25 protein-coding genes are annotated in these 22,352 nt (G+C 34.8%); 21 read left to right on the forward strand and 4 right to left on the reverse strand.

Translation table 11 applies throughout. The features are described 5' to 3' along the window. Positions 1 to 259: 259 nt before the first annotated feature. The 4 genes from prfB (at position 260) to YW9_RS0104370 (ending at position 4,759) form a co-directional block, all read left to right on the forward strand. A protein-coding gene (prfB, locus tag YW9_RS0104355; RefSeq protein WP_155848726.1) for a peptide chain release factor 2 occupies positions 260 to 1,361 on the forward strand; the annotation gives its coding sequence in 2 pieces (ribosomal slippage) (positions 260 to 322 and positions 324 to 1,361; 1,101 coding nt in all). Positions 1,362 to 1,370: 9 nt separating this feature from the next. After that, positions 1,371 to 2,114, forward strand: a complete 744-nt coding sequence (locus YW9_RS0104360; RefSeq protein WP_018278969.1) for a carboxypeptidase-like regulatory domain-containing protein — start codon at positions 1,371 to 1,373, stop codon at positions 2,112 to 2,114. After that, on the forward strand, positions 2,101 to 2,859 hold the full coding sequence (locus YW9_RS0104365) for a carboxypeptidase-like regulatory domain-containing protein (RefSeq protein WP_041996057.1): 759 nt from the start codon (positions 2,101 to 2,103) through the stop codon (positions 2,857 to 2,859). Before YW9_RS0104360 ends, YW9_RS0104365 begins: the two co-directional genes overlap by 14 nt. A 187-nt stretch (positions 2,860 to 3,046) precedes the next feature. Beyond that, positions 3,047 to 4,759 (forward strand): phospho-sugar mutase, encoded by a 1,713-nt coding sequence (locus YW9_RS0104370; protein ID WP_018278971.1) that lies wholly within the window; start codon positions 3,047 to 3,049, stop codon positions 4,757 to 4,759. Positions 4,760 to 4,806: 47 nt separating this feature from the next. On the opposite strand, the gene yaaA is transcribed toward YW9_RS0104370, so the two are convergent. After that, a complete protein-coding gene (gene yaaA, locus YW9_RS0104375) occupies positions 4,807 to 5,568 on the reverse strand; it encodes a peroxide stress protein YaaA (RefSeq protein ID WP_018278972.1) in 762 nt (253 codons plus the stop codon). Between the two features lie 137 nt (positions 5,569 to 5,705). Here yaaA and YW9_RS0104380 point away from each other — a divergent pair, with 137 nt between their 5' ends. The 9 genes from YW9_RS0104380 to YW9_RS0104420 all read left to right on the forward strand — a co-directional run bounded on the left by YW9_RS0104380 (position 5,706) and on the right by YW9_RS0104420 (position 14,555). Beyond that, the gene (locus YW9_RS0104380; protein WP_018278973.1) at positions 5,706 to 6,200 is read left to right on the forward strand and encodes a nuclear transport factor 2 family protein; all 495 of its coding nucleotides are present in this window, start codon (positions 5,706 to 5,708) and stop codon (positions 6,198 to 6,200) included. A gap of 24 nt (positions 6,201 to 6,224) precedes the next feature. Then, positions 6,225 to 6,899, forward strand: a complete 675-nt coding sequence (locus YW9_RS0104385; RefSeq protein WP_026193806.1) for a YiiX/YebB-like N1pC/P60 family cysteine hydrolase — start codon at positions 6,225 to 6,227, stop codon at positions 6,897 to 6,899. Between the two features lie 128 nt (positions 6,900 to 7,027). Then, positions 7,028 to 7,186 carry a 50S ribosomal protein L34 gene (gene rpmH / locus YW9_RS0104390; protein ID WP_002669412.1) on the forward strand — a complete coding sequence of 53 codons (159 nt, stop codon included), beginning with the start codon at positions 7,028 to 7,030 and terminating at the stop codon, positions 7,184 to 7,186. 283 nt (positions 7,187 to 7,469) lie between these two features. Next, positions 7,470 to 9,182: a DUF262 domain-containing protein gene (locus YW9_RS0104395; RefSeq protein ID WP_018278975.1), complete on the forward strand. Its 1,713-nt coding sequence runs from the start codon at positions 7,470 to 7,472 to the stop codon at positions 9,180 to 9,182. Positions 9,183 to 9,196: 14 nt separating this feature from the next. Further along, positions 9,197 to 12,049 carry a carbamoyl-phosphate synthase large subunit gene (gene carB / locus YW9_RS0104400; RefSeq protein ID WP_018278976.1) on the forward strand — a complete coding sequence of 951 codons (2,853 nt, stop codon included), beginning with the start codon at positions 9,197 to 9,199 and terminating at the stop codon, positions 12,047 to 12,049. 86 nt (positions 12,050 to 12,135) lie between these two features. After that, entirely contained in the window at positions 12,136 to 12,711 is a 576-nt protein-coding gene (locus YW9_RS0104405; RefSeq protein ID WP_018278977.1) for a Crp/Fnr family transcriptional regulator, read from the forward strand. Positions 12,712 to 12,805: 94 nt separating this feature from the next. Next, the gene (locus tag YW9_RS0104410; RefSeq protein WP_018278978.1) at positions 12,806 to 13,537 is read left to right on the forward strand and encodes an MBL fold metallo-hydrolase; all 732 of its coding nucleotides are present in this window, start codon (positions 12,806 to 12,808) and stop codon (positions 13,535 to 13,537) included. Between the two features lie 67 nt (positions 13,538 to 13,604). Further along, entirely contained in the window at positions 13,605 to 14,051 is a 447-nt protein-coding gene (locus YW9_RS0104415; protein WP_018278979.1) for a hypothetical protein, read from the forward strand. Between the two features lie 90 nt (positions 14,052 to 14,141). Further along, positions 14,142 to 14,555, forward strand: a complete 414-nt coding sequence (locus tag YW9_RS0104420) for a VOC family protein (protein WP_018278980.1) — start codon at positions 14,142 to 14,144, stop codon at positions 14,553 to 14,555. 73 nt (positions 14,556 to 14,628) lie between these two features. Here YW9_RS0104420 and YW9_RS13440 read toward each other — a convergent pair whose 3' ends face one another. Then, positions 14,629 to 14,799, reverse strand: coding sequence for a hypothetical protein (locus YW9_RS13440; RefSeq protein ID WP_155848727.1), 171 nt, complete (start codon positions 14,797 to 14,799; stop codon positions 14,629 to 14,631). Between the two features lie 224 nt (positions 14,800 to 15,023). Here YW9_RS13440 and YW9_RS0104425 point away from each other — a divergent pair, with 224 nt between their 5' ends. From YW9_RS0104425 to YW9_RS0104440, 4 genes are all read left to right on the forward strand, one after another. After that, entirely contained in the window at positions 15,024 to 15,764 is a 741-nt protein-coding gene (locus YW9_RS0104425; RefSeq protein WP_018278981.1) for a hypothetical protein, read from the forward strand. A 251-nt stretch (positions 15,765 to 16,015) separates the two neighbouring features. Continuing rightward, positions 16,016 to 16,693 carry a hypothetical protein gene (locus YW9_RS0104430; protein ID WP_018278982.1) on the forward strand — a complete coding sequence of 226 codons (678 nt, stop codon included), beginning with the start codon at positions 16,016 to 16,018 and terminating at the stop codon, positions 16,691 to 16,693. Between the two features lie 10 nt (positions 16,694 to 16,703). Then, the gene (locus YW9_RS0104435; RefSeq protein WP_018278983.1) at positions 16,704 to 17,144 is read left to right on the forward strand and encodes a DUF4304 domain-containing protein; all 441 of its coding nucleotides are present in this window, start codon (positions 16,704 to 16,706) and stop codon (positions 17,142 to 17,144) included. An 81-nt stretch (positions 17,145 to 17,225) separates the two neighbouring features. Next, positions 17,226 to 18,251: an Acg family FMN-binding oxidoreductase gene (locus tag YW9_RS0104440; RefSeq protein WP_018278984.1), complete on the forward strand. Its 1,026-nt coding sequence runs from the start codon at positions 17,226 to 17,228 to the stop codon at positions 18,249 to 18,251. A 113-nt stretch (positions 18,252 to 18,364) separates the two neighbouring features. On the opposite strand, the gene YW9_RS0104445 is transcribed toward YW9_RS0104440, so the two are convergent. Continuing rightward, a complete protein-coding gene (locus tag YW9_RS0104445) occupies positions 18,365 to 18,577 on the reverse strand; it encodes a cyclic nucleotide-binding domain-containing protein (RefSeq protein ID WP_018278985.1) in 213 nt (70 codons plus the stop codon). A 13-nt stretch (positions 18,578 to 18,590) separates the two neighbouring features. Beyond that, positions 18,591 to 18,947 (reverse strand): winged helix-turn-helix transcriptional regulator, encoded by a 357-nt coding sequence (locus YW9_RS0104450; protein WP_018278986.1) that lies wholly within the window; start codon positions 18,945 to 18,947, stop codon positions 18,591 to 18,593. A gap of 193 nt (positions 18,948 to 19,140) precedes the next feature. Between YW9_RS0104450 and YW9_RS0104455 the strand changes: the two genes are divergently transcribed. The 4 genes from YW9_RS0104455 (at position 19,141) to YW9_RS0104470 (ending at position 22,343) form a co-directional block, all read left to right on the forward strand. Next, positions 19,141 to 19,536 (forward strand): hypothetical protein, encoded by a 396-nt coding sequence (locus YW9_RS0104455; RefSeq protein WP_018278987.1) that lies wholly within the window; start codon positions 19,141 to 19,143, stop codon positions 19,534 to 19,536. A 66-nt stretch (positions 19,537 to 19,602) separates the two neighbouring features. Continuing rightward, positions 19,603 to 20,466 (forward strand): pirin family protein, encoded by an 864-nt coding sequence (locus YW9_RS0104460; RefSeq protein WP_018278988.1) that lies wholly within the window; start codon positions 19,603 to 19,605, stop codon positions 20,464 to 20,466. Positions 20,467 to 20,640: 174 nt separating this feature from the next. Further along, positions 20,641 to 21,225, forward strand: a complete 585-nt coding sequence (locus tag YW9_RS0104465; protein WP_018278989.1) for a hypothetical protein — start codon at positions 20,641 to 20,643, stop codon at positions 21,223 to 21,225. Between the two features lie 194 nt (positions 21,226 to 21,419). Further along, complete coding sequence (locus tag YW9_RS0104470; protein ID WP_026193810.1) at positions 21,420 to 22,343, forward strand: cation diffusion facilitator family transporter; 924 nt, start codon at positions 21,420 to 21,422, stop codon at positions 22,341 to 22,343. Positions 22,344 to 22,352 lie beyond the last annotated feature (9 nt).

The raw sequence follows: 22,352 nt of genomic DNA on the forward strand, positions 1-22,352 counted from the left end.
TTTAATATATATATTTATTTAAGACTATACAACTAAAAAAATAGATATTTTAAAGAAAAAAACAGCTTTAAAATTAAAAGCTGTTTTATTTTTTTACTTTCTTGATACAAATTAACGAGTGTAGTTAGGAGTTTTTGTTTGGGAACATTTCAAAAATGATTATTATTCTTATAATAATAACTCAATCTGTTTTTCTTAAAATATAATTTGTATTCTTTATTTCTAAAATTTATATTTGCCTTTTAAATTAAAAAATAAAATGATAAACAACGAACAAGTAAAGGATTTAGTGAATCGCCTAGGTGCGTTAAGGAGGTATCTTTGACATAGATGCTAAGTTGATTGAAATTACAAACGAAGAAGAGAAAACTTTTGCACCTGATTTCTGGAATAATCCTAAAGAAGCTGAAAAAATAATGAAAGAGCTTCGGGCAAAGAAAAAATGGGTAGAAGATTATCAACAAGCTAAGGAGTATATTTCAGATTTGGAAATTCTTATGGATTTTTTAAAGGAGGATTCTTCTATTGCAGAAGAGATCGGTGAACAATATCAAAAGGCTTTGCAAAGCATCGAAAACCTTGAGTTCAGAAATATGCTTTCCGATGAAGGAGATAGTATGAGTGCCGTGTTGCAAATTACGGCTGGGGCAGGAGGAACCGAAAGTTGTGACTGGGCTTCAATGCTACTTAGAATGTATTCAATGTGGTGTAATAACCAAAAGTATAGCATAAAAACTTTGAATTACCAAGAGGGGGATGTAGCTGGAATTAAAACGGTTACTATTGAAATAGAGGGAGAATATGCTTTTGGATATTTGAAAGGTGAGAATGGAGTACATCGCTTGGTGCGTATTTCGCCTTTTGATAGTAATGCCAAACGTCATACGTCTTTTGTTTCAGTGTACGTGTATCCTTTGGCAGATGATACTATTGAAATTGAAATAAATCCGTCTGATATTACCTTTGAAACAATGCGTTCGAGTGGGGCAGGAGGACAGAATGTTAACAAAGTAGAAACTGCTGTGCGTTTAAGACACCACCCTACAGGGATTATAATAGAAAATTCGGAAACCCGAAGTCAGCTTGATAATAAAAATAAGGCTTTACAGCTCTTAAAGTCACAGCTTTATGAAATTGAGCTAAAAAAACGTCAAGCAAAACGTGATGAAATTGAAGCCGGAAAGATGAAAATTGAGTGGGGATCACAGATTCGTAATTACGTGATGCATCCATACAAATTGGTGAAAGATGTTCGTACAGGATATGAATCTACTGATGTGGATAGTGTTATGAATGGCGAAATTGACCAATTCCTCAAGGCCTATTTAATGTTGATGGGGCAGTCAGAAATTGAAAATTAAATTTACAAAATGAAAAGAGTTGGTGTAACATTTATTTTTCTATTATTTTTTGGAAATCTTTTTGCCCAAAATGAAGAAATTGTACGTGGACGTGTAATGAATGATACGATTCCCGTGATGGGAGTTCACGTACAAAATCTTCATACTCAATTGTTCTCTACCACTGATGAAAAAGGATACTTCACAATAAAAGCAACTATTGGGAATACACTTCAATTAACCCACGTTAGTATGCAAACAGTCTTCAGAAATATTGCAAAAGCAGATTTTCAGGTTACTGGAATAGTGATACAAATGAAAGAACATATTAATGAACTGGAGGAAGTTCAGGTGACAAAGCATAAAAATATCACAGCTCAAGAACTTGGAATTTTGCAACACACTCCTATACGAAGAACATATGGAGAGAAAAAAGTCTATAGCAATACTAGAGTTTTCAGTGGGGGACTAGACGTGGCTGCTCTCATTAATGCTATAACAGGCAAAAGAAAGCAAATAAAAAAAGATTTGCAAAATGAACGAAATATGGCAGTTGCAACCTATATTTCTGAGAATATGGGGAATTTTCTAAAGAAAGAACTTAAATTATCTGAAGAAGAAATCAATGCTTTGGCGTATTACGTTATGGAAAGACCAGAATTTCACAAAGCTGTTCAGGAGAATAATCTGAAGGATTTAGAATTTATGCTTATAGATGTTTGGGTAGAGTTACAAGGAATGCTGGAACGTGAACTAAAAAATGAAAAACAGTAAGCAATTTATATTTTTGTTTCTTCTGTTTGTGGGCGAAATGCTCATTGCTCAGGAAAGTGTAATCATCAATGGGAAAATAATTGATGAAAAACAACCCTTGCAAGGTGTTCACATACAAAATTTAGAGAGAAATCGTTTTACAATAACAGATACAGAAGGAAAATTTTCTATTGAGGCTTTTCTCGGCAATACATTGAAAATTACTTATGTAGGTAAAGAAACAATTTATCGTGTTATTACTCGGTTTGATTTAGAAACAGACCAGCTACTTTTAGTGAAAATGAAAGATGAACTGATTAAGATAGAGGAAGTTGAAGTTTCTAAAAATCCAGATATAAATGCACAATCGCTCGGGATATTACAACACAAGCCTATAGAAAGAACTTATAACGAAAAGCGAGTTTATAGTGAAACACGGATTTTACCAAGTGGGCTTTGGCCTTTGCTTGTAGGTGCAGTTTCAGTAAATTTTGAAGGTTTGATTAATGCAATTACAGGAAAAAGTAAAAAAATAAAACAATTAGTAGCCAATGATGAAAATGTGAAAGTAGCGAATTACATCATTGAAAATATGTCTACTTTTCTTCGCAAAACGGTTCGGCTTACTGATGAGGAAATAGAAAAATTGTCCTATTTTGTTATGGAAAAACCTCAGTTTCACGACGTAATAAAGGCCAAAAATCATAAAATGTTGGAATTTATGCTTGCAGATGCTTGGGTAGAATTACAGCAAAATGCAAAATAAATGTCAGTAAATTATCAAAAGGAAAATAAATCAGCAAGTTATATACTATTCGGTATAAGATAGCTTTTAAATATATTTCTTCTTAAAAAATATTAATTTTTTTGCTAAGGAAATTGATATAAATTTTTTATCTTTGCTTAGTTGAAAAACGATAAGTAAAATAAAAATATCTTCTAATTTATATACTATGTTAGAAAAAAGTATTGAAACAGCAAAAACGTGGCTTTCTGATGTTTTTGATGCAGAAACCCGAAGCAAAGTACAAGAACTTCTTGATGGAAATCTTGACGAATTAAAGGAATCTTTCTACAAAAATCTTGAATTTGGAACTGGAGGAATGCGTGGTATTATGGGAATCGGTACAAACCGAATTAATAAATACACGCTCGGAAGAAACACGCAAGGACTAAGTGATTATCTGAAAAAAACATTTCCTAACGAACAACCTAAAGTGGCAATTGCTCACGATTGCAGGAATAATTCGAAAACATTAGCGAAAGTTGTTGCTGATGTTTTTTCAGCTAACGGAATAAAGGTTTTTTTGTTTTCGGATTTGCGTCCAACTCCAGAACTTTCATTTGCAGTACGTTATTTGGGGTGCCAATGCGGAATTGTGCTAACAGCATCGCATAATCCACCTGAATATAATGGCTACAAAGTGTATTGGGAAGATGGTGGTCAGTTGGTTCCTCCGCAAGATGGAGACATAATGAAGGCTATTGAAGCAGTTGATTTTAAGGATATTAAATTTGATGCTGATGAAAATTTGATTGAGTGGATTGATACTGAGTTAGATAATGCCTTTGCAGAAGCTTCCATTAAAAACGGTAGTTTTAACGCTCCGGAAAAGGAAAATTTGAAAGTAGTTTTTACTTCTTTGCACGGAACTTCAATTACAATGGTACCAGAAGTTTTGAAACGAGCTGGTTACACAAACGTTCATATTGTAGAAGAACAAGCAAAACCTGACGGAAATTTCCCAACGGTGAAATCACCTAATCCTGAAGAGCCAGAGGCTTTAACAATGGCTTTGAAAAAAGCTGACGAAATAAATGCAGATATTGTAATTGGTACAGACCCCGATTGCGACCGAGTGGGTGTTGCCGTTCGTGACTTGGAAGGGAAAATGGTACTTCTGAACGGAAACCAAACGATGGTGATGATGACTTTATTTTTATTGCAGAAACATAAAGAAAAAGGATTCAAAGGCAACGAGTTTGTGGGGTCAACAATTGTTTCCACTCCTATGATGAATGATGTAGCAACTGCCTTTGGTGTAGAATGCAAAGTTGGGTTGACAGGATTCAAGTGGATTGCAAAAATGATTCGTGATTTTTCCGACCAAACATTTATTGGTGGTGGTGAAGAAAGCTTTGGATATATGGTTGGGGATTTCGTTCGTGATAAAGATGCCGTTACAGCAACATTATTAGCTTGTGAAATTGCAGCTACAGCTAAGGCTTCAGGTAGTTCTTTTTACAAGGAGTTGCTAAAGGCTTATGTGGATTATGTTTTCTACAAGGAATATTTAATTTCATTGGTTCGTAAAGGAATTTCAGGTTCACAAGAAATTGCTCAAATGATGAAAGACCTACGTGAAAATCCACTAAAAGAAATCAATGGAGAAAAAGTTACAATGGTTGAAGATTACCAAACTTCAAAAGCTCATAATATTTTAACAGGTGAGATCGAAGATATTGATATTCCAAAATCAAATGTATTGATTTACTATACTGAAAACGGAACAAAAATTGCGGCACGCCCAAGTGGGACAGAGCCAAAAATTAAATTCTATTTCAGTGTGAATACAAAATTAGATAGTGTCGATAAATTTAAAGAGACTGAAAAGGTCTTAGATGAAAAAATAAAAGCAATTGTTTCAGATATGAAATTATCATAACAATTTGAATATTAAAAAGAAAAGCTACCTTTTGGGTAGCTTTTTTGTTATCTAACAAAAATGAGTTCTCCTTTTTTTACGGATAAACTTTCACTAAAGTTGTATCCTTCATAATTGAATCCTTTTAAGCCATCAATTGTTTGGACATCATTTTTGATGATGTATTTTACCATTAGTCCACGAGCTTTTTTTGCATAAAAACTAATAATTTTAAGTTCATCGCCTTTCCAATCTTTAAAAATGGGGGTAACAACCGAAGTCTTTAGTTTTTTAACATCAATAGCCTTGAAATATTCATTACTTGCTAAGTTTATAAATAACTCATTATCTGATAATTCATTGTTTAAAGCGTTTGTGATTTTATCTTTCCAAAAATCGTATAAGTCTTTACTTCCTGCGATGCTAATTTTTGTACCCATTTCCAAACGATAAGGTTGTATCAAATCCAAAGGTTTTAATAGCCCGTATTGCCCTGAAAGAATGCGTAACGTCTTTTGCAATTTCTCGATTTCATTGTTATTGAGAGAAAGAATATCCAATCCGTCATAAACATCACCATCAAAAACGTATGCAGCTTGTTTAGCATTTTTGGTAGAAAAAGGTAGTGAAAATTCTTGATTTCGTTGCCAGTTAAGGTCGGCAAGTTTTTCTGAAATATGCATCAATTCAGCTAACGTATTGGGAGTTAGTTTTTTCAATTCAGTATTAACTTCCTTCATTTCTGTTTGAAAGATTGGTAGAGAGTATTCTTTCGTAGGGATATTTTTATCGAAATTTAGTGACTTGGCTGGGGATATAACTATTTTCATATGAAACTAAAATTAATATAATAAGTGCGAAGGTATTTATTTTTACTCTAATAGTCAAAAAAACGAAATATTTTTCTTGTATCTAATTCTTTATTCTTATTTTTGCTACCGTTTTTTTAATAGTTCAATAAATAAATATGAGAAAATTATTTTTAAATTTAGTAATGTTTTCGATGCTTTTGTTTGTTTCTTGTTCAGGAGATTCTCCTAGAAAAGTCGCAGAAAAATTCTTGGAAGCTATGGAAAATCAAAACTTTGAGGAAGCTAAAAAGTATTCGGACGATTCGATGAAACAACTTTTGAATATGCTTGATAGTATGCCTAAGGACAATAACAAAAAGGCTGAAAATGCAAAAGTAAAAGTAATGAAGGTAGAAGAAAATGGTGATAAGGCAAAAGTTTTTTATATTGTTGAAAGTTCTGAGATTCAAGAAGAAAGCAAAGAGCAAAGCATTGATTTAAAGAAAGTTGATGGAAATTGGAAGGTTTCTTTTAATAAGGAAGAAATGAACAAGGAAGAACCTGTAGGAAATTTAGACGCTACAGAATCTGAAAATCAATCAAGTGAAGAAGAAATCACAACAGAACTAGAAGATTTAGAAGCGGAGGTGGTTACTGAAACAACGGAATAATAAAAGTGTAAAAAGAACTGAAAAATGAAGAAATATCTAATAAAAGGGACTTTATTTTTCAGTTTTTTTTTGTTGTTCTTGTGGGGAAGTTTTCATTTATTCTTTTGGGTAGATAGAAATCAGGAGAGCAAACTCATAAGGCAAAATCAGAAAATTGCACGTTTTTCTCAAGAAGATTTAAAGAAAATACAACAGGGAGATATTATTCTTAGGAGAGGATATGGTTTTTTTAGTGATTTGATTTCCAAAAAGTTAAATGACTCTGTTTTTGACGTTACTCACTCTGGAATTTTGTATTTAAAAGATGATAAATGGTGGGTAATTCATTCACTTTCATCTGATACGAGTGACACGGACGGAATGCAAGAACAATCACTTAACCAGTTTTTGAAGGGGTCAATGCCTGAGAGAATTATTATTGTACGTCCTAAAAACATTACTAAAGAGCAGGGGCAACGGATTGTAAATCAGGCAAAATATTATTTACAAAAAAAAGTTCCATTCGACCGAATGGGAGTTATTGATGAGCCTTCACAAATGTATTGTACAGAGCTTATTTGGCAAATTTTGGGAAATGATTTGAAATTGATTTCTTTACCCAAAGATAATGGAGAAAGGAAAAATTTATTTTATTCAATGAAAGGAACTTATAATCCGAAATATTTTGATATTGTGATAAATAAGTATCCAAAGAAATAAAAAAAGACAACAAAAAAAGAGTGTAATATTTGTCAGTTTAAAAAAAAATCGTACATTTGCCCCACTTTTAAATAGAGAAAGGTTTATAAATTTTATTTGAGATAAGATATTTTTAAAGATTTAGGACAATGAAAAGAACATTTCAACCATCAAAAAGAAAGAGAAGAAATAAACACGGTTTCAGAGAGCGTATGGCTACTGCAAACGGTAGAAAAGTATTAGCGAGAAGAAGAGCTAAGGGAAGAAAAAAATTAACAGTTTCTTCAGAACCAAGACATAAAAAATAATGTCGATGGTTGGGTTTTACAATATATAAAGGTGTTATCTTTTTTAGGTAACACCTTTTTTTTAAAATTTCTATAAAAAAAGGTGTTTTTTGATAGGATTCCGAAAACCCTAATCAAATGGTGTTGCTCTTTGAAAGAGACAAATTCTTAACTTTTAGTTACTTGAAAAATGTCTTCAAAGGAAAGAGACATAGATAAAAATTCAGTTGTTGTATTTTTTGCAATAGCTCAAAATGAAAACTAATTTATGGCTTGATACAGAATTAAGAAAAGATAGAATATTATGGAAGCGGGAAAAAAAACAATCAATGATATTTTTAATGGAAATAGGGTTTTAGAAATTCCTTTTTTTCAAAGAGCTTATGTTTGGGGGGAAGACCAATGGGAAAGGCTACTGGAAGATATGGAAAATGTAAGTGAGACCGATAAACCATATTTTTTAGGTTCGGTAATTCTAAAGCAACAACCAACCCAAACAGTAAGTAGGGCAGGAGACCGAAGAACTGTGATTGATGGACAACAAAGATTAACCACTTTGAACATCTTTTTTAAAGTTTTGTGTTTGAAAACCAATCAAGATGGGAGATTTGAACGAATTTTTAAACTAATTGATGAAAGTATCTCCTTATTACATAATCATAATGATGTTGAAAATTTTAATAGAATTTTAAATTTATCTACATTAGAAGATTTATCAGAAACGGATAATATCACTTTGGCTTATACCTATTTTAAAAAGAATTTAAATCCCGAGAAATTAGATTTTGGTAAAATTTTAACGAATATTCTTTTTGTAGGAATTGACCTTGATGAACGAGAAGATGAGCAACAAATTTTTGATACTATTAACTCTCTTGGTGTTAAGTTAACTACTGCTGAATTACTTAAAAATTATTTTTTTGGTAGGGAGGAAAAAGATTTATACGAAAAATATTGGAAAAATATATTTGAAGCCGATGATGAAACCAAAAATTATTGGGATAGAGAAATAACCACTGGTAGAATTCGTAGAACATTTATTGATTTATTTTTTTGGGCATATTTACAAATAAAAATTCAAGAACCAACTTTAAAAATTAAAACAGAAGATAAGATAGAATTTTCAAAAGTAGAAACGCTTTTCGAATCTTACAAAAATCTTATAAAAAATTACAATCTAAACAAAAATGATATTCTTTTAGAGATAAAAGATTATGCAAAAATATTTAGTGGTAATTTTGATTATGAAGTTGTCAATACTGAACTTACTCCAAATAATGGCATAGAAAGAATAACGACAATTATTTTTGGATTAGATACTTCCACTTTAATTCCGTATATTTTATATGTTCTGAAAAATACTCAAAATGATAAAAATACTCAAAATGAACTTTTTGAAATATTAGAAAGTTATGTGATGCGTAGAATGGTAATTCACGCTAATACAAAAAATTATAATCAACTTTTTACCGATAGACTCATTCAGAATGAAATTTTATCAAAGCAAGAGTTCATAAACTTTTTTGAGAGGCAAGAAGACCAAATCAACTTCTTTCCTAATGATGAAGAGTTAAAAAAAGGATTTGACAATGCTATACTTGTAAATAAACAAGCAGCAGGGATTGTATATTTTATAGAATCTAAATTGCGAAATGGAATGGATAGTACTCGCCTTTTAGGAATTTCAAAATATACTCTGGAACACTTAATGCCTAAAAAATGGGAAAATAATTGGGGGAAAATAAATGATAAAGAGAAACGAGATTTTAGAAATCGGAAATTACTCACTCTTGGTAACCTCGCTATTATTACGCAGTCTTTAAATTCATCAATCCGAGATGCGAATTGGAAAACTAAGAAAAAAGGAAAGGATAAAAGAGGAGGTTTGGCACTTTATTCATCGGGAATAAAAACTTTGGTTCCTTTTCTTTCGTTAGAAAATTGGAATGAGGAAGAAATACAAAAAAGAGCTGATTTTCTCTATAATGAGGCCGTTAAAATTTGGAAAAAAAACTAAAAACATAGGAAAAAATGCCAAAGCGTAAAGATTTAAATTGTGTATTGTTAATTGGTTCAGGACCAATCATTATCGGACAAGCTTGTGAGTTTGACTATTCGGGTTCACAGTCGTTGCGTTCGCTACGTGAGGACGGCATCGAAACGGTGCTTATCAACAGCAATCCTGCCACCATTATGACTGACCCTTCAATGGCTGACCACGTCTATTTAAAGCCATTGACTACCAAATCCATAGTTGAAATTCTGAAAAAACATCCCAATATTGATGCCGTTTTACCCACAATGGGAGGGCAAACTGCCTTAAATCTTTGCATTGAAGCCGCTGAAAAAGGGATTTGGAAAGATTTTGATGTGGAAATCATCGGGGTGGATATCGATGCCATCCAAATTACCGAAGACCGAGAGAAATTCCGTGTGTTTTTGGACAAAATTGGCATTCCGATGGCTCCGTCCGAAACGGCAAATTCTTTCCTTCGAGGAAAAGAAATCGCTCAGAAATTCGGTTTTCCTTTGGTGATTCGTCCGTCGTTTACATTGGGCGGAACAGGAGCTTCTGTGGTGTACAAAAAGGAAGACTTTGATACGCTTCTCACACGTGGTTTGGAGGCTTCTCCTATTCACGAAGTGTTGATTGACAAAGCGTTAATGGGTTGGAAGGAATACGAATTGGAACTTCTTCGTGATAAAAACGATAATGTGGTAATTATCTGTACCATTGAAAATATGGATCCAATGGGTATCCACACGGGTGACTCTATTACCGTTGCTCCTGCGATGACGCTTTCCGACAGAACGTTCCAACGTATGCGTGATATGGCAATCAAGATGATGCGAAGTATCGGCGATTTTGCGGGAGGTTGCAACGTACAATTTGCCGTTTCTCCTGACGAAAAAGAAGATATTATCGCCATAGAAATCAATCCGCGTGTGTCACGTTCTTCGGCATTGGCTTCCAAAGCGACAGGCTATCCGATTGCCAAAATTGCAACAAAATTGGCTATCGGTTATAACTTGGACGAACTTTCTAACCAAATCACTAAGTCCACTTCGGCACTTTTTGAACCCACGTTGGATTATGTTATCGTAAAAATTCCGCGTTGGAACTTTGATAAATTCGAAGGTTCTGACCGCACTATCGGTCTGCAAATGAAATCGGTAGGAGAAGTAATGGGCATCGGTCGCTCGTTCCAAGAAGCACTTCATAAAGCTACGCAATCACTTGAAATCAAACGCAATGGATTGGGAGCAGATGGCAAAGGATACAAAAATTATGAGCAAATCATCGACAAACTTACCAATCCGAGTTGGGATAGAGTTTTTGTGATTTATGACGCCATCGCGATGGGCATTCCGCTTTCGAGAATTCACGAAATCACTAAGATAGATATGTGGTTCTTGAAGCAATACGAAGAACTATACAGCATTGAGAAAGAAATTTCAACCTATAAAATAGAAACACTTCCGAAAGATTTACTATTGGAAGCCAAACAAAAAGGCTTTGCCGACCGCCAAATCGCCCATATGTTGGGATGTTGGGAAAGTGAAGTCTATAAAAAACGTGAAGAATTGGGTATCAACCGCGTATATAAGTTGGTAGATACGTGTGCTGCCGAGTTTAAAGCACAAACGCCGTATTATTACTCTACGTTTGAAGCTCCAATTCGTGATGCGAACGGCAATCTTTTCACAGCGAACGATAGTATCGTTTCCGACCGCAAAAAAGTAGTTGTGTTAGGCTCTGGACCCAACCGTATCGGGCAGGGAATTGAGTTCGATTACTGTTGTGTTCACGGAGTGCTGTCGGCTGCCGAGTGCGGTTACGAAACCATTATGATTAACTGCAACCCTGAAACGGTTTCTACGGATTTTGATACGGCAGATAAGCTCTACTTCGAGCCTGTTTTTTGGGAACATATTTACGACATCATTCGTCACGAAAAACCCGAAGGTGTTATCGTTCAGTTGGGCGGGCAAACCGCTTTGAAATTGGCTGAAAAACTCCATAAATATGGCATTAAAATCATCGGAACAAGTTTTGACGCGTTGGATTTGGCAGAAGACCGAGGGCGTTTTTCTACTTTATTGAAAGAATTGGGCATTCCGTATCCGAAATTTGGTGTTGCCGAAACTGCCGACGAAGCCTTAAAGCTAGCCGATGAGTTGGACTTCCCGCTTTTGGTGCGTCCGTCGTACGTGTTGGGTGGACAAGGAATGAAAATCGTTATCAACAAGCACGAATTGGAAGAACACGTGGTGGATTTGCTCCGTAAAATTCCGAATAACAAACTTTTGCTTGACCATTATTTAGATGGAGCTATCGAAGCCGAAGCCGATGCTATTTGCGATGGCGAAAACGTGTACATCATCGGGATTATGGAACACATCGAGCCGTGTGGGGTGCATTCGGGGGATAGTAACGCCACACTGCCGCCGTTTAACATCGGTGAGTTTGTGATGCAACAAATCAAAGACCATACGCACAAAATAGCTAAAGCCTTAAACACGGTGGGACTGATAAACATTCAGTTTGCCATTAAGGACGACACGGTGTATATCATCGAAGCCAACCCGAGGGCGTCGCGTACCGTTCCGTTTATTGCCAAAGCCTACGGGGAGCCGTACGTGAACTACGCTACCAAAGTGATGCTTGGCGAGAAGAAAGTAACCGATTTCGATTTCCAACCGAAATTGGACGGATTTGCTATCAAACAGCCTGTGTTTTCGTTTAACAAGTTCCCGAACGTGGATAAGCGTTTAGGTCCCGAAATGAAATCCACCGGTGAGAGCATTCTTTTCATAGACGACCTCAAAGACGACCAATTCTATGAGCTCTATGCAAGAAGGAAAATGTATCTGTTCAAATAGGCAATAGGAATTAACAAATAGAAAATAGTAAGGGCGAAAAAATTTTCGCCCTTTTTTTACATAAATCTTAAAAGACTATATATAAAATGCAGACCACCTTTGATTTTTCCACACTTTATGCCCATCCGCTGATTTCGAGTGAACAACTTGAACAAATTAAGGCGGCACATCGGAAGGTGAGTTTCAAGAAAGGAGATTTTATTTTACAAAAAGGCGAAGTTTCCAAAAGTTATTTCGCTTTGCAAAGTGGTATTGCTCGGAGTTTTGTCCACGATTACGAAGGAAACGACATTACTACGGGTTTTTTCTGTGAGCAGGAGTTTGTTATCAATGAATTGTCACTTTTTAAGCAAGAGCCAAGTTTAGAAAATATAGTTGCCCTGACCGATTGCATAGCGTGGGAAATTTCTTTCGAGGATTTTCAGCTGTTGTACCATTCCATTGCGGGAGTTTCTGAATGGGGACGACTTTTTATGACCGAAAAACTCTTCCAAACCCAACAACGCTCCCTCGAGATGATTACGCTTCCCGCCAAAGACCGCTATTTGCAATTCCTCAAAGATAAGCCACAAGTGATTCAAAGCGTACCTTTAAAATACATCGCCACTTATTTGGGAATTACCGATACATCGCTGAGTAGAATTCGGAAGGAGGTTTTTTGATGATAAAAATTGGGGGAAACATCAAACTTACAAAACAAAATTTATTTTGCAAATCAAATTATTGTATTACCTTTGTTTCAAAATTTTAAATTTTATGAATAAGATAATTGTAGCATTTATATTTTTTTGGTGTGTTGGTATGTCTGCTCAAAACTATGTTTCCGATACTTTTTCTACCAAAAACGGAAAACAGGTAACAATAACATTCATCAAGCACGGCAGTTTGGCAATAAATTATGAAAATGTATATTTCCAAATTGACCCTGTTGAAAACTATCAAAACCATACAACTGATTATTCACGCTTTCCGAAAGCAGATTTTATCTTGGTAACTCACGAGCATCACGACCATTTCGACCCCAAAACAATTGCTTCTCTTGAAAAGGAGAAAACAAAAATCATTCTGAATGAAAGTTGTCAGAACAAATTAGGAAGAGGAATAGCAATGAAAAACGGAGAAAAGCGTTCCCTTATGAAAAATGTAACCATAGAGGCTGTCCCCGCTTATAACACTACCATTGGTCGCGAAAAATTCCACCCACAAGGGCGTGATAATGGCTACATTCTTACCTTTCACGGCTTACGGATTTATGTGGCGGGCGACACGGAAGATATTCCCGAAATGGCAAATCTTTCAAATATAGACATTGCTTTTCTACCTGTCAATCAACCTTATACGATGACATTAGAACAAGCCGAAAAAGCAGCAAAAATGGTACAACCTAAGATATTTTACCCATATCATTTCAACGAAACTCCTGTTAGTGAACTTATTGAAAAACTCAAAAATACACCTATTGAAGTAAGGATACGACAAATGAACTAAAATCTTGCCATAAGGCAAGATTTTTTTCGTTCCAACTGCTTATTTTTGCCCAAATAAAAACATAACAATGGACACTCTCATATTAAAAACGCAATTTGAAGCCAATTTTGGTTTGATTTTGAAGAATTTAGAAGGAATTTCAGCCGAAGAATCGTTGATTTTTCCACAGAATGAGGCTAATTGTGTGAATTGGCTTTTAGGGCATTTGATTTATTCTCGCAATTTGGTTTTAAAAATTTTGGGTAAAAATTCCGTTTGGAACGATGAACATTTTGCTTTCTACGGAAGATATATCAACGCTAAGGATGTAACAGAAAAACTCATTGATTTTGAACTTCTTAAATCATATTTTCAGCAAACATATAAACCTTTAATGGACGGTTTGGAACAGTTTGAAAATCAACCTAAAAGCAATATCGTAGAACTTTCATTTTTGTCACTGCACGAGATTTATCATTGTGGACAAATCGGGTATGCTCGCCGATTGTTAGGAAAAGAAGGTATGATAAAATAGTTAATTTCTAACTTAAAATCTTGCCTTATGACAAGATTTTTTTCGTTCCAACTGCCTATTTTTGCCCTTAATAATTAAAACGATAAAAAAATGGCAACAAAACTCAATCCGTATTTGAATTTTAATGGGAATTGCGAAGAGGCATTTAATTTTTACAAAAAGGCTTTCGGGGGCGATTTTACAATGGTGGTTCGTTCTGATAAAACTCCGATGGAAGTTCCTGAAAATGAGAAAAACCGCATTATGTACATTGAGCTTCCGATAGGGGAAAACGATAAGCTAATGGGGTCGGATATTTTTGAATCATTTGGGCAAAAACTCACTACGGGCAATCACAGCTATGTGAGTATTGCCGTGGATAGCAAAGCCGAAGCCGACCGTCTTTTCCACGCACTTTCCGAAGGAGGCGAAATAGAAATGCCTATGGAAGAGCAATTTTTTGGTTATTTCGGAGATTTTAAAGATAAGTTCGGTATCTCTTGGATGATTATTTTTGAGGGGTAGAGCTTTTACCATACATAAACCTATTTTCACAGACGCCCTCACGGCGTCTTTTCTTTTTAACAGCATTTTAATACTAATCCGCTGAATTTTTACCACTTACGGCACGGATATTGCTGCGTATATCATAAGAATTCCCTGCAAGTGACGAATGTTTACCCATAGGATTTTGATAATTCCCGTACAGAAAAGCATTCTTACAGCAGGGAAGCAAGGTTTGACCTACATTATATAAGTTCTGACCCATAAGAAATTAATATTTACCAACAAGAAATCAATATTTACCAACAGGAAATGAATTCTGACTAACAAGAAATCAATCCCGACCAATAAGAAATGAATTCTGACTGACAAGAAATCAATCTTGACTGACAATAAATGGATTCTGACCGGTAAAAATCCATTTCCTGCAAGTAAAAATCTATAAAATCAATAGAAAATTAAAAGTTTAACACCAAAAACACAATTATTATGAACGAGAATTTACATCAGAACGAACAAAACTTGAATCAGAATGACCAAAATCTGAATCAAAACGAGCAAACACCAACTCCAAAGAAGCGAAACGTGCATATTTCAATGGAGGAATGGATTCAGCGAATGCGATTGGCGTTTTCTAACGGGAAATTGCCTAACATTCAGGAGCAGATGGGGCTATTGGGCTATACTGCCGAAAAACTTGATGAGCTTTTAGCCAAAGTGGTACGTTTGGAAGAGTTACACCAAATCCAAAAGACGGAATACGCTCAGCAATACGCCGAAACGGAGAAGTTCGACCAAAAGTTTTCCGAAATTAATGATTTATATACCAAGCATTTGGCTTTCTGTAAAATCCTTTTTAAAGGCGATACCTTAGCAGGTGCTTCGCTCGACTTTGCAGGGAAACGCAAAACGGCATATAGCGATTGGTTGGTGCAAGTGGGGAACTTCTATTCACAATTGCTTAAAAACTCGGCGTTTCTAACTAAGTTGCAGTCTATCAACATCAAAGAAGAAGATTTGAAAGCGGTACAAAATAAACTCACAGAAGTCATCGCCCTGAAAGAAAGTCAGAAAAAGGAAACCGCCGAGGCTCAAAAAGCCACCGAAGTTCGCGACAAATTCTTCGATGAGTTTTATCCGCAGTACAGTGAGTTTGTGGCTTACGCCAAAGTTGTGTTTGCTCATAGTCAGGAGCTTGAAGCTTTGGGTATTGTGACCAAAAAAGGATAAGAAATTAAAAAATTATCGGTAAGGACGTCCGTTGGGGCGTCTTTACTTTTTTTATGTTGGTAATGGATTGAAATATGTTTGATTTTTATTTTTTTGTACTTTTGGTTTAAAACGAGAAAAGGGGCTTTGCCTCAATGTCACAGGCACTTGGTCAAACTGAGCGAAGTTGAAGTTTTTTTATCCCAATGTATTTATATAAAAAGTCATAAAATTTATATCTTTGAGCAGTAATACCTATCAAAAAGTAAGTTGTGGAAGAGAAGAAAACGTTTAGTTTATTGGTTTATAGATTAAATAGAGCGCTTATAAGTATTTTTATTTTCCCTCTATGGATACTGTTAACCATTATCTTAGCTGTAAATATTAAAATTCCGTATCTTAAATGGATAATTCCTTCGCTCGTTTTCATTGGGCTGACTTTATTGCTAATATATTCTATAGTTAGCCGACTTATAGTAACTGTTGAAAACAACAAACTTGTATTTCATTGGAACAAAAAATTATTGTTTAATTACAAAGAGATTCCTACGATTGACATTTTGGAAGTAACAGCGATTGTTTTTGATGATGAAAGAAGAAATGCTCTTCATAGGATTGTAACCCGAAATAAAACTATTACTTTTGTATGTAAAAAGTCCTACCTACTGTTTAAAAGCGACACAAAACAATTTGTTGATTTTCTCAAAAGTGAAGTAACTGACTTGAAAATCAAAGATGAATGGGACCTTTGGGCAGAAAAAGGATACTTAATTTGGGCGTATCGCATCAACACGGTATTGTTAGTGCTAGTGCCACTTGTAACCATCATTATCAGCATTATAGAAGGGGGAAAACCAAAAAAATTATTGCTTCTGTTTGTTATCCTCCCAAAATTGATAATATATCAATTCATAATGGCGGGAAAAATAAAGAAAAATAGGAAAGAATAGCGTATAAACTATGGATAGTAAAGATTTTAAGACTCTATTTGATGAAATTGCCAAAACATATGATTTTAAGAAAGCTTTTGGTGGTTGGTATAAAGACAGTTCAGAATGTCTTGCTATACTTGATTTGCAGAAATCCAACTTTGGCGATTATTACCAGTTAAATATAAAGATATTTATTCAAGGAGTTTTTGAAAAGACTTATTTGCTAAGTAAAGACTTAATCAAAAAATCTATGGGACACGTCAATTCCGGTGAAACGAAAGACTATAAAGATGTTTTCGACTTTGATAAGCCAATGAAAGATGAAATAAGAAAAGAACGCCTGAAAGAACTTTTTACAAAACATATCGTGCCGTTCACAAATGAAGCCTTATCAAGAGCAGGTATAAGAAGATTAGCAGAGAAAGGCGATATTTTTTTACTTTCAACTGTAAGAGAGGAATTATCATAGAACAAAAGTTTCTAAAAACAGATTTTTTTGAGAATATATAGTCGTTACTTTGCCATAGAAAAATAAAAAACTTTTCAGCAAATGAGAACGTTAGCAGTATATTTCGGTTTAATTTTAACAGTAGGAATTATGAATACAAAAGCACAAAATTCGGATTATATGCGTATGATTGAAAGTGCTATCAAAGCTCCTTCAGGACACAATACGCAGCCTTGGTGGTTTGAAATGGGGGAGAATTCCATTCGTATTTTACCCAATTTAGAAAAACATCTTGCTGTGGTAGATGCGGATAATCGTGAACTTTTTATCAGTTTGGGGTGTGCTACTGAAAATCTGTGTTTGGCTGCTGGTACATTGGGATATAAGTCTGATATGAGGGTTTCTTCGGAAGGAATAATCACAATATATTTGGAGAAAGATGATTCAGTTGTAAAAGAAGCTCTTTTTGAGCAGATTGATAAAAGACAGACGAATCGGTCAGTGTACAACAACGAGATAATTCCTGAAGAAGATGTAGAAAGTATCTTGAAGTTTTTTGAAAAAGAAGTGAATGATGCTATTTATCTGTGGAAAAAAGGAACTTCAACTTTTGAAACGATTACTGAATTTGTGATGAAAGGTAATGAAATCCAGATGAATGATGAGGCTTTCAAGCAGGAGTTACTTTCGTGGATACGTTTAAATAAAAGGCATTCCGAAAAGACCAACGATGGAATCAGTTACGCTGCTTTAGAAGCTCCGAACCTGCCCATTTGGATTACCAAACCCATTGTGAAGGGAATGCTTAACGTCAAAAAGCAAAACCAAACTGACAGAAAGAAAATAGCTTCGTCCTCACACGTAGTTCTTTTAACAAATTTGGAAGATACAATAGTTTCGTGGGTAAAAACGGGACGCATTTTGCAACGATTTTTACTATTGCTCACCCAGAAAGGCATTGCTCACGCCTATCTTAATCAGCCTTGCGAAATTCCTGAGTTACGACAGAAATTACAAAATCAACTTCCTATAAAAGGGCAAAATCCTCAAATATTATTACGTATTGGTTATGCAAAACAGCTTCCTTATTCAAAACGAAAACCTATTGAAGAAGTAATAAAAAAGTAAATGATGGGTTTTATCAATATCTTGATTAAAAGTACGATGAACGTATCAGTAGGAAAGGAAAAATCTTTGAAAAATATAGCATTATGATATTTTTATGAGGTGATAATGATAAGTCAAGGGGTAATTTCCTTGTTGTCCGAATCAAAGGTGTAGGTACGTATTACGCCCTTTTCAATGATATAATTTTCATTGGAGATTTCGCCTTGTTTTAAGATGATAGTTCCCTTAGGAACTTCCCAATATTGGTGTTTTTGAGTGAGAATTTCTATCTCTTCAGTAGTAAGCTGCGAAGGTTGGTAAAAGTTTGCAAATAAAGAAATGTTCATTTTTTGATGCTATTTAGTTTTTCTCCTTACAAGATTCCACGATTTTTTCGCGGTGTTTTTTGCCCCATTCTTGCAGGGCAGAAAGTACAGGTTTGAGGTCTTTGCCGTAGGGCGTAAGGCTGTATTCTACCGTAACGGGAACGGTGGGAAACACTTCGCGATGTATTAGTCCATTCATTTCCAAATCTTTCAAAGCGTTGGAAAGGGCTTTGGGTGAAATACCTTTTAGTTCGTTTTCCAATTCTTTAAACCGCTTGGTATGGTCGCAGAGGCTGTAAATAATAGGAAATTTCCACTTCCCGCCAATGACTTCAATCGCATCTAAAACCGATTGTATTTCCGTGTATTTATTTTCGTTGTTTTCTTTCATCAAAAGTTTTTTAGATTGCAAAAATAGACAATATTGGCAAATAGAAAAATATTGAATATCTACATTTTTCAAAATAAACATCTAAAAATCAATTACTATATGAAAGTATATTAGCTTGATAATGTTCTATTACTGAAAAATGTATTGCATATAGTCGTATCTTTGTATCAGAAAAATAAAAGGAGATTAAACAATGAAAAAAAATGTTGTTTTGATTGTTTCTAAAGAAGAAACTTTCATCAGAGAGTTGGCAAAAGTATATACTTCAGTTGTGTTTGAATTTGCGGATAATGCCGAACAAGCCATTGAAAAATTGAATCTCTTTGCTGTGGGAGCAATATTGGCAGATGCAACCATTGAAGAACAAGAAATCCTCAAAATAAAGAAAATCGCAGGAATTTTAGATTCTGAGATTATATTTGAAAAAGCAGATTTCAAAAATATGGCAGATTTGGAAAAAGTAGTCATCAATCTTCGTAATGAATTATTTAGAAGAAGAATGTCGAATTATACTTTTGAAGATAATCCGAATTTGAATAATCCTTTTCTGAACTTGGATAAAACCAATATTTTTAAGAAAAACGATTAGTCAGAATAATTTTTCTTGCAGTTAATATGCAGTAAAACAATAAATAACAAATTTAAAAAAGAGACTATGAACACTAAACATATAGAAAAAATCGTTCGTTCCGGCACACCGCATTTTGTGGGAGACGGATTTCGCGTACATAATTTCATTCCTGGAACTTCTTCTATGGAGCGTATGGACCCCTTTATAATGATGGATTATAATGCCCCGTATGTTTTCCCACCGAGTGAAATTCCGAAAGGGGTAGATGTACACCCGCACAAGGGTTTTGAAACCGTAACCATCGCTTACAAAGGCAAGGTAGAACACGCGGATAGTGCAGGTGGAGGTGGAGTGATAGGAGAGGGCGATGTACAATGGATGACCGCTGGAAATGGCATTTTGCACAAAGAATTTCACGAAACCGAGTGGAGTAAATCAGGCGGACTTTTCCATATGATGCAGCTGTGGGTGAATCTTCCGGCAAAGTACAAAACCACTCCGCCTAAGTATCAGGCGATAAAAAATGCGGATATCCCCAAAGTTCCGATAACCGATGGCGAAGTAGCAGTTATTGCAGGGGAATACAACGGAGTGAAAGGTGCGGCTTCTACTTTTAGTCCTATCCATATGTATAATGTGCGTTTGCAAAGAGGAGGAAAAACCACACTTTCTTTCCCAAAACATTACACCACGACTTTGGTAACGGTGGAGGGAAGTATCCGCGTAAACGAACAGGAGGAAGTCGCTGCTGACCACTTTGTTTTGTTCAAAAACGATGGTGAAAATTTCACTTTGGAAGCCACTTCTGATGCCTTGATATTAGTACTTAGTGGAGAACCCATTGCCGAACCCATTGCCGCTTATGGTCCGTTTGTGATGAATACCCGCCAAGAACTCATACAAGCCTTCCAAGATTTTGAACAAGGCAAGTTTGGAGAGTTGAAGTAATTAGAAGAAACTTAATAAAAACTATCCTGAAAAGGGTAGTTTTTTTGCTTTTTTAGTAGATTTCACAAGATGAGAGAATTTTGTATTTTTGCCAAGAGTTGTGAAATTTTTTATTTGCTTGAGAATGAATCACAAGCCTATACTTAATCAATCTTTTGAAATCTTAACACTAGTATGAATGAAAAAATTGTTGATTTATTAAATCCTGAACTTTTTAAGTCCAACCTAATTTTAAGTGGATTATTTATTGCCTATTTTGAAAATACAACAGATTATATAATTGACCAACCAAGATCTTTTTTCTCATTTGGTTACAATTCTGAAAAAGGTGATTTAATAAGTCAAGATTACAAAACCGAAGTACTTAGTTTAGATAAGAAGCCAATAAATGCAAGCTTGAAATGGTTTCTGAATCAAAATGCGATCAATGAAGCAGATATAGAAGTATTTAATGAACTGAGGAAATATAGAAATAAGCTTTCACATGAATTAACAAGGATTCTTTTAGATGAAGGATTAGACTCCACTATTTATAAACAAAATTTATCTAAACTATTTGACTTAAGAATAAAACTTGAAAAATGGTGGTTTTTTTGGTATGAAATTGTATTTACTGATATTGAGGGTAAAGAACAACTAACAGCTGAAAATGTAATTACTGGAGGGGAAATGATTTATAAGCTATTTATGGACTTGTTGTCAGATGATGAAAATAAAGCAAGTTACTATATGAATGAATTAAAAAAGGCGATAAAATAAGGATCGTATTAGCTTTGCTTTGATATAGAATAAATTATTTTTTAACCAACTATTGTAGTTTTAGTTTGTCTTTTTTACTATCAATTCACTAAAAACCTTTATTTCCGTGTACTTAACGTGATTTTCAATCCGAAAAGCATTACCTTTGCGAAGAAAAACAAAACTGATAAACAACAAACTAAAAATACAAAGCAATGGGACATTTACACGAAGAGCATCATCACCATCATCATTCGGTGAGCCATTTGGAAAACATCAGCCGAGCTTTCTATGTGGGTATCGGGCTGAATTTGATCTACACCATCGTTGAGTTTGTAGCAGGTTTTCGAGTAAATTCATTGGCACTTATTTCAGATGCAACACACAACCTGAGCGATGTAGCAAGTCTTTTGATTTCCCTCATCGGACTTAAGTTGGCACAAAAGGCGAGTTCTTATTCCTTTACGTATGGTTACAAAAAGGCTTCTATTTTAGCGTCTCTCATCAATGCGTTGTTGCTGGTGTACATTGCTATTAAAATTATTATTGAAGCTGTTGAGCGATTCCAATCTCCCCCCGAAATGACCAGCAGTGTGATTATTATTACCGCTATTATTGGAGTGATTATCAATACACTTTCCGCTTTTCTTTTCCATAAAGGACAAAAAGAGGACATCAATATAAAAGGGGCGTTTTTGCATTTATTGGTAGATGCGTTAGTGTCCGTTGGTGTAATTATCTCAGGGATAATAATTTATTTTACTGGGTGGAATATTGCTGACGTGATAACAAGTTGCCTTGTTGCGGTAATTATTCTTATTTCCACTTGGCGTTTGCTTGTGGAGAGCGTTAAGTTAATTCTTGACGGAGTTCCGCAAAATATTAAGGTCGATAAAATCAGAGAAATTATAGAACAGCACCCTTTAATTTGTTCGGTACATCACATACATATCTGGGCTTTAAGTAGTTCGCAAAACGCACTGACAGCTCATTTGGTGGTGAAGGACAACATTACATTTGAAGAAATGGAAAAAGTCAAAAAAGAACTAAAGCACACACTTGAGCATCAAAATATCCATCACACAACTTTTGAAGTAGAACTCTCAAAAATGAAATGCAAATGTGATGATTGTCTTTGATAAATTCCA

The organism is Capnocytophaga cynodegmi DSM 19736, from assembly GCF_000379185.1.
In the GTDB taxonomy this organism is placed as follows: Bacteria; Bacteroidota; Bacteroidia; order Flavobacteriales; family Flavobacteriaceae; genus Capnocytophaga; species Capnocytophaga cynodegmi.